Below are 5,633 nucleotides of genomic sequence, written 5' to 3' on the forward strand. Positions count from 1 at the left end.
GCGGTGTAGTCGGCGACGACCTTCCTGGCCTCGGCCGTCCTGCCGAGCGCCGCCGCGTGCGTGGTGAAGTTGGCCTTCCACGGGAAGCCGGTGGCGCCGGTCATCACGGTCGGGGCGATCTGCGACAGCTCCTTGTAACGCGACCCGTCCCGGTCCTTGTTGGTGAGGATCAGGTCCGGCTTGAGCGCGGCGACGGCCTCCAGATTGGGCGCGGCGATGCCGCCCACGTCCTTGATGCCGGAGAGCTTGTCCTTGGGCAGGTAGTCGAGGAACCCGGTCGCGACGTCGGCGTGCGTCGCGCCGACCGGCCGTACGCCGAGGGTGATCGCTGAGTCGAGCTCGGCGGTGTCCAGGACGACGACGCGGCGGGGGTGGTCCTTGACCGTCACCTCGCCCATGGCCGTCGTCACCTTATGGGTGCCGGACCCGGCGTCCGAAGCTTTTCCGTTCTCCGATCCCGAACCGCAGGCCGACAGGGTGAGGGCGACCGCGGCCAGCGCGGCCGGTAAGCCCGCGGCCGCACCGCGACGGCGGAGAGTGCGCTGCATATCAGGACCTCTCGTCGGTGGGAGCGGGCCGGTGCGCCGCGAGCTGAGGATGCCCCGGCCGGCGCCGGGCCATTCGGCTCCGCCCCAGCGCCATGCGCGTCCCGCGCGCCGCCCTAATCGGTGCGCGCGCCCCGTACGGCCGTACCGTCGCCGCCCCCCGCCTGCCACGGCGCGCCCGGCACCACCAGCGGGCTGCCGGTCACCGGGTCCGGGACCACGACCGACTCCAGGCCGAAGACCTCGCGTACGAGCTGCGCGGTGACGACCTCCGAGGGGCGGCCCCGCGCCACGATCCGGCCCTGCTTCATGGCCACGAGGTGGTCGGCGTAGCGGGCGGCCTGATTGAGGTCGTGCAGGACCGCGACGACCGTGCGGCCGCGCTCGTGGTTGAGCTGGCGGACCAGGTCCAGGACCTCCACCTGGTGCGAGATGTCGAGATACGTCGTCGGCTCGTCCAGGAGCAGCAGGTCCGTCTCCTGGGCCAGGGCCATCGCGATCCATACGCGCTGCCGCTGGCCGCCCGACAACTCGTCCACGGACCGGTCGGCGAGCGCCGTGACGTCCGTACGCTCCATGGCGTCCGTGACCGCCCGCTCGTCCTCGTCCGACCACTGCCGCCACCAGTGCTGGTGCGGCTGGCGGCCACGGGCCACCAGGTCGGCGACGGTGATTGCGTCGGGCGCCACCGGCGTCTGCGGCAGCAGCCCGACCGCCTGCGCGATTTTGCGCGTGGGGATGCGGCCCAGCTCGGTCCCGTCCAGCAGCACCGCGCCGCGCCGCGGCTTGAGCAGCCGCCCGAGCGCCCGCAGCAGCGTCGACTTCCCGCAGGCGTTGGGGCCGACGATGACGGTGACCTCGCCGTGCGGGATGTCCAGGTCGAGGCCGTCGACGACGGTGCGGTCCTCGTAGGCGAGGGTCAGATCGCGGGCGGTGAGCCGGGCCATGGCGGCGTTCGCCGCCGCGCGTGTGGTCCCGCCCGCGCTCGCGGCCGCGCCCGCCGCCTCGTCCGCGCTCGCGCTCTCGTCTGCGGCCGCGCCCGCCGCCTCGCCCGCGCTCGTGCTCTCGTCTGCGGCCTCGGCCGACGCGTCGGCCATGCGCCCGGTCCGGTCCGCCGCCTCGTCCGCGCTCGCGGCCTTGTCCGCAGCCCTGTCCATGCCCGCGCCGGCGCGCGTCGGCGTCGGTTCGCCGGTCTGCCCGGTCCCGCCCGCGGCCTTCTCCGCCGCCCCGTCGGCCCTCTCGGTCACGCTTTTCCTCCGGTACGGCTGCGGATGATGAGCCAGATCAGATACGGGGCCCCGATGACGGCCGTCAGCACGCCCACCGGCAGTTCCGTCGGGGCGAACAGCTTGCGGGCCAGCAGGTCGGCGACGACCACGATGAAGGCGCCCAGCAGCGCCGAGCACAGCAGCGGGATCTGCGCCGTGCGCGTGACACGGCGCGCGATCTGCGGGGCGAGGAGCGCCACGAAGTCGACCGGGCCCGCCGCGCCCGTCGCCATCGACGCGAGGACGACGCCGAGCGCGACCAGCCCGAGCCGTACGCGGCCGAGCCGGACGCCCAGGGCCGTCGCCGTGTCGTCGTCCATCGAGACGGTGCGCTGCGCCCTGGCGGCCCAGAGCACGAAGGGGCTGAGCAGCAGCAGCGCCCAGGCGAGCGGCGCGGCCTCGTCCCAGCCGCGGCCGTTGAGGGAGCCGGTCATCCACACCTGGGCCTGCTGGGCGACGAGGTAGTCGCCCTTGGTCAGGAACAGCTGGGTGACGGAGCGCAGCGCGACCGCGAAGCCGATGCCGATGAGGACGAAGCGCGCGGCGTGCAGCCCGCCGCGCCAGGCGAAGACGTAGACGAGGGCCGCCGCCACGAGTCCGCCCGCGACGGAGAGGTACGGCAGCGCCGCGTACGAGGTGACGCCGAGCGTCATCGCGCCCACCGTCAGCGCGCTCGCGCCCTGGGTGACGCCGATGATGTCGGGGCTGGCGAGCGGGTTGCGCGCCACGGTCTGGATCAGCGCCCCGGCGATGCCGAAGGCGACGCCGACCAGCAGTCCCACCGTCATGCGCGGCAGCCGCAGCGTCCCGACGACCAGTTCGTCGGGCGACGGCCGGCCGAGGAGGACCTTGACGACCTCGCCCGGCGCCACGAAGGACTCGCCGACGCACAGATACGCCACGCACCCGGCGGCCAGCAGCACGGCCAGCGCCGCCGCGACGAGCGCCGCCCGCCGGTGCAGCAGGAAGGAGGCGCGCCCGGCCCGTACGAGCGTGTAACCGGCGGGGCGGACCGGAGCGGGGGACAGGGCGGTCATGAGGCCACCGCCTTCCGGCGGACCAGCGTCACCAGGAACGGCACCCCGATCAGCGCCGTCATCACCCCCGCCGGGACCTCGCTCGGCGGGAAGACGATCCGGCCGATGACGTCGGAGACGAGCAGCATCACCGGCCCGACGAGCGCCGCCATCGGCAGCACCCAGCGGTGGTCGGTGCCGACGATCGCGCGGGCGATGTGCGGCACGGCGAGGCCGACGAAGGCGATCGGCCCGGCCGCCGCGACGCCCACCCCGGTGAGGACCGTCGCGCCGAGGCCGCCCACGATCCGTACGACGGCGACGTTCTGGCCGAGCCCCTTGGCGACGTCCTCGCCCAGCGCCAGCGCGTCCAGACCGCGCGCCACCGAGAACACCAGCACCAGTCCCACCAGCAGGAACGGCCAGACCTGGCCGACCAGCGCGGCGTCCCGGCCGGCCAGCGAGCCGACCTGCCAGAACCGGAACTCGTCCAGCGCCGCCGCCCGCGTGGTGAGGACGGCGTGCGAGACCGAGGCCAGCAGCGCGTTGATCGCGGCCCCGGCGAGCGCCAGCTTCACCGGCGTCGCCCCGCCGCGCCCGCTCGTGGCCACCGCGTAGACCGCGACGGACGCGATGCCCGCGCCCGCGAAGGCGAACCACACATAGCCGGTGAGCGAGTGCACCCCGGCGAAGGCGATGGCCAGCACCACGCCCACCGACGCGCCCTGGCTGATGCCGAGCACGCCGGGGTCGGCGATGGGGTTGCGGGTGATGCCCTGGAGGACCGTGCCGGCCATGGCGAGCGCCGCGCCGACCATCAGCCCGACGACGGTACGGGGCAGCCGCATGGACCGTACGATCTCGGCGCTGTTGCTCGTACCGCCGTGCAGCAGGGCGTCGACGACCTTGGACGGCGCGATCTGGCTGCTGCCGATGGAGAGGCTGAGCAGGACCGCGACCAGCAGGGCGGCGACAGCGGCCGCAGTCCAGCCGACGCGGCGCCGCACCAGATGCGATCTGGGGCTGCTGATCGGGACGGCTGGCATCGCTTCCACTTCGCGGGTCCGGTGCGGTTCGGCGCTGCTGCCCCGCGCCGGGCCGTACTGCCCTGCGCGGCACGGTGCTGTCCTGCGCCGATCGGCTGAATCACGTCGCTCGACGCGGTTCGAGGTTGTGGTTAGGCGACGCTAAGTGTACGGGCAGGGGCGCGGCACAATATCGGCATGGCCCCCCATACCCCGAACCACGAGACCACCACTCGCCCCACGGCTTCCGTTGCAGGGCACGCCGGCGCCGAACCCGCCTTCACCGTCGGCTTCGACCTGGACATGACCCTGATCGACTCCCGGCCCGGCATCCGGGCCGCGTTCGCGGCGCTGTCCGCCGAGACGGGCGTGTACATCGACGTCGACCTGACCACCACCCGCCTCGGCCCGCCGCTGGAGCTGGAGCTCGCGCACTGGTTCCCCGCCGATCAGATCGAGCCGATCGCCGACCGCTACCGCGCGATGTACCCCGAGCACGCCATCGAGCCGACGCTCGCCATGCCGGGCGCCCGCGAGGCCGTCGCCGCCGTGCGCGAGTTGGGCGGCCGGACGATCGTCGTCACCGCCAAGCACGAGCCCAACGCCAAGCTGCACCTGGAGCGGCTCGGCATCGGCGCGGACGCCGTGATCGGCTCGCTGTGGGCCGAGGCCAAGGCCGAGGCGCTGCACGAGTACGGGGCGGCCGTCTACGTCGGCGACCACACCGGGGACGTGCGCGGGGCGCGTACGGCCGGTGCGCTGTCCGTGGCGGTGGCGACCGGGCCGTGCGGCGCGGACGAACTGCGCTCGGCGGGCGCGGACACCGTCCTCGACGACCTGACGGCGTTCCCCGCCTGGGTGCGCCGCTATGTCAGCGAACGGGCCTGACGCCGCTCCTGCGCGATCGAGCGCAGCACCCCCGCCGCGGCGATCACGAAGCCGACGCCCATGAGCATGCAGACGACATAGGCGATGGAGGGCAGCGGGTGCAGGCCCAGGAACAGCGGGGCGACGGTGGCCAGGGTGGCCACCGCGCCCACGAGGAAGACGATGGCGCCGATCCGTACGAGCAGGTCACCGGCGCGCGTGGGGCTGGCGGGCGCGGGGGTCCGGCCCCCGGCGGAAGGAGTATCACTCACCTCAACAGGGTAGGTCCCCTAGCCCCGGGGCGTTTGTGCCCATGGGCCAAAGCGCAGCGGAACCACCCGAGGACGTCTTGTCACCGGGCCCGGGACCATTAGCCTTGGCAGTGGCGGGTCCTGCGGCCCGCTGTAGTGCTATCCAGAGCCGTTTTCAGCTGCTTCCCGACGAGTACGAGGACGAGGACAGACGTGCCTACCGGCAAGGTCAAGTGGTTCAACAGCGAGAAGGGCTTCGGCTTTCTCTCCCGCGACGACGGCGGCGACGTCTTCGTGCACTCCTCAGTACTCCCCGACGGAGTCGAGGCGCTCAAGCCCGGCCAGCGCGTCGAATTCGGTGTCGTCGCGGGCCAGCGCGGCGACCAGGCGCTCACGGTGACGCTCCTCGACCCCGCGCCGTCGGTCGCTGCCGCGCAGCGCCGCAAGCCCGACGAACTCGCCTCTATCGTGCAGGACCTCACCACGCTCCTGGAGAACGTGACCCAGCAGCTGGAGCGCGGCCGCTACCCCGACAAGGCGCACGGCGCGAAGATCGCGGGCATGCTGCGCGCGGTCGCGGACCAGATGGACGTCTAGGGCCGCCGATTCCCCGCTGATTCCCCGTCGCCTACGCGAAGGCGAGCGCGTCCGGGCCGAGGGG

General features: G+C 73.6%; 7 protein-coding genes. 2 read left to right on the forward strand and 5 right to left on the reverse strand.

Features of this window, described 5'->3' with window-relative positions:
• The 4 genes from ACFU99_RS31070 to ACFU99_RS31085 all read right to left on the reverse strand — a co-directional run.
• The coding region (locus ACFU99_RS31070; protein ID WP_384398355.1) for an ABC transporter substrate-binding protein at window positions 1-548 on the reverse strand (548 nt) is incomplete at its 3' end.
• 113 nt (window positions 549-661) lie between these two features.
• Window positions 662-1,492, reverse strand: a complete 831-nt coding sequence (locus ACFU99_RS31075; protein WP_384398365.1) for an ABC transporter ATP-binding protein — start codon at window positions 1,490-1,492, stop codon at window positions 662-664.
• Window positions 1,493-1,788: 296 nt separating this feature from the next.
• Window positions 1,789-2,850: a FecCD family ABC transporter permease gene (locus ACFU99_RS31080; protein ID WP_384398357.1), complete on the reverse strand. Its 1,062-nt coding sequence runs from the start codon at window positions 2,848-2,850 to the stop codon at window positions 1,789-1,791.
• Window positions 2,847-3,875 (reverse strand): FecCD family ABC transporter permease, encoded by a 1,029-nt coding sequence (locus tag ACFU99_RS31085; protein WP_384398359.1) that lies wholly within the window; start codon window positions 3,873-3,875, stop codon window positions 2,847-2,849. The genes ACFU99_RS31080 and ACFU99_RS31085 overlap by 4 nt, the downstream gene beginning before the upstream one ends.
• A 282-nt stretch (window positions 3,876-4,157) precedes the next feature.
• Between ACFU99_RS31085 and ACFU99_RS31090 the strand changes: the two genes are divergently transcribed.
• Complete coding sequence (locus tag ACFU99_RS31090) at window positions 4,158-4,742, forward strand: HAD family hydrolase (RefSeq protein WP_384398366.1); 585 nt, start codon at window positions 4,158-4,160, stop codon at window positions 4,740-4,742.
• Here the strand turns inward: ACFU99_RS31090 and ACFU99_RS31095 are convergent.
• A complete protein-coding gene (locus ACFU99_RS31095; RefSeq protein WP_384398361.1) occupies window positions 4,721-4,993 on the reverse strand; it encodes a hypothetical protein in 273 nt (90 codons plus the stop codon). The two genes, ACFU99_RS31090 and ACFU99_RS31095, sit on opposite strands and share 22 nt — an antisense overlap.
• A gap of 192 nt (window positions 4,994-5,185) precedes the next feature.
• On the opposite strand from ACFU99_RS31095, the gene ACFU99_RS31100 reads away from it, so the two are divergent.
• Window positions 5,186-5,569: a cold-shock protein gene (locus ACFU99_RS31100; RefSeq protein ID WP_384398363.1), complete on the forward strand. Its 384-nt coding sequence runs from the start codon at window positions 5,186-5,188 to the stop codon at window positions 5,567-5,569.
• Window positions 5,570-5,633: the final 64 nt, after the last annotated feature.

Origin of the sequence: Streptomyces sp. NPDC057654, assembly GCF_042800135.1 — a bacterium.
Taxonomy (GTDB): Bacteria; Actinomycetota; Actinomycetes; order Streptomycetales; family Streptomycetaceae; genus Streptomyces.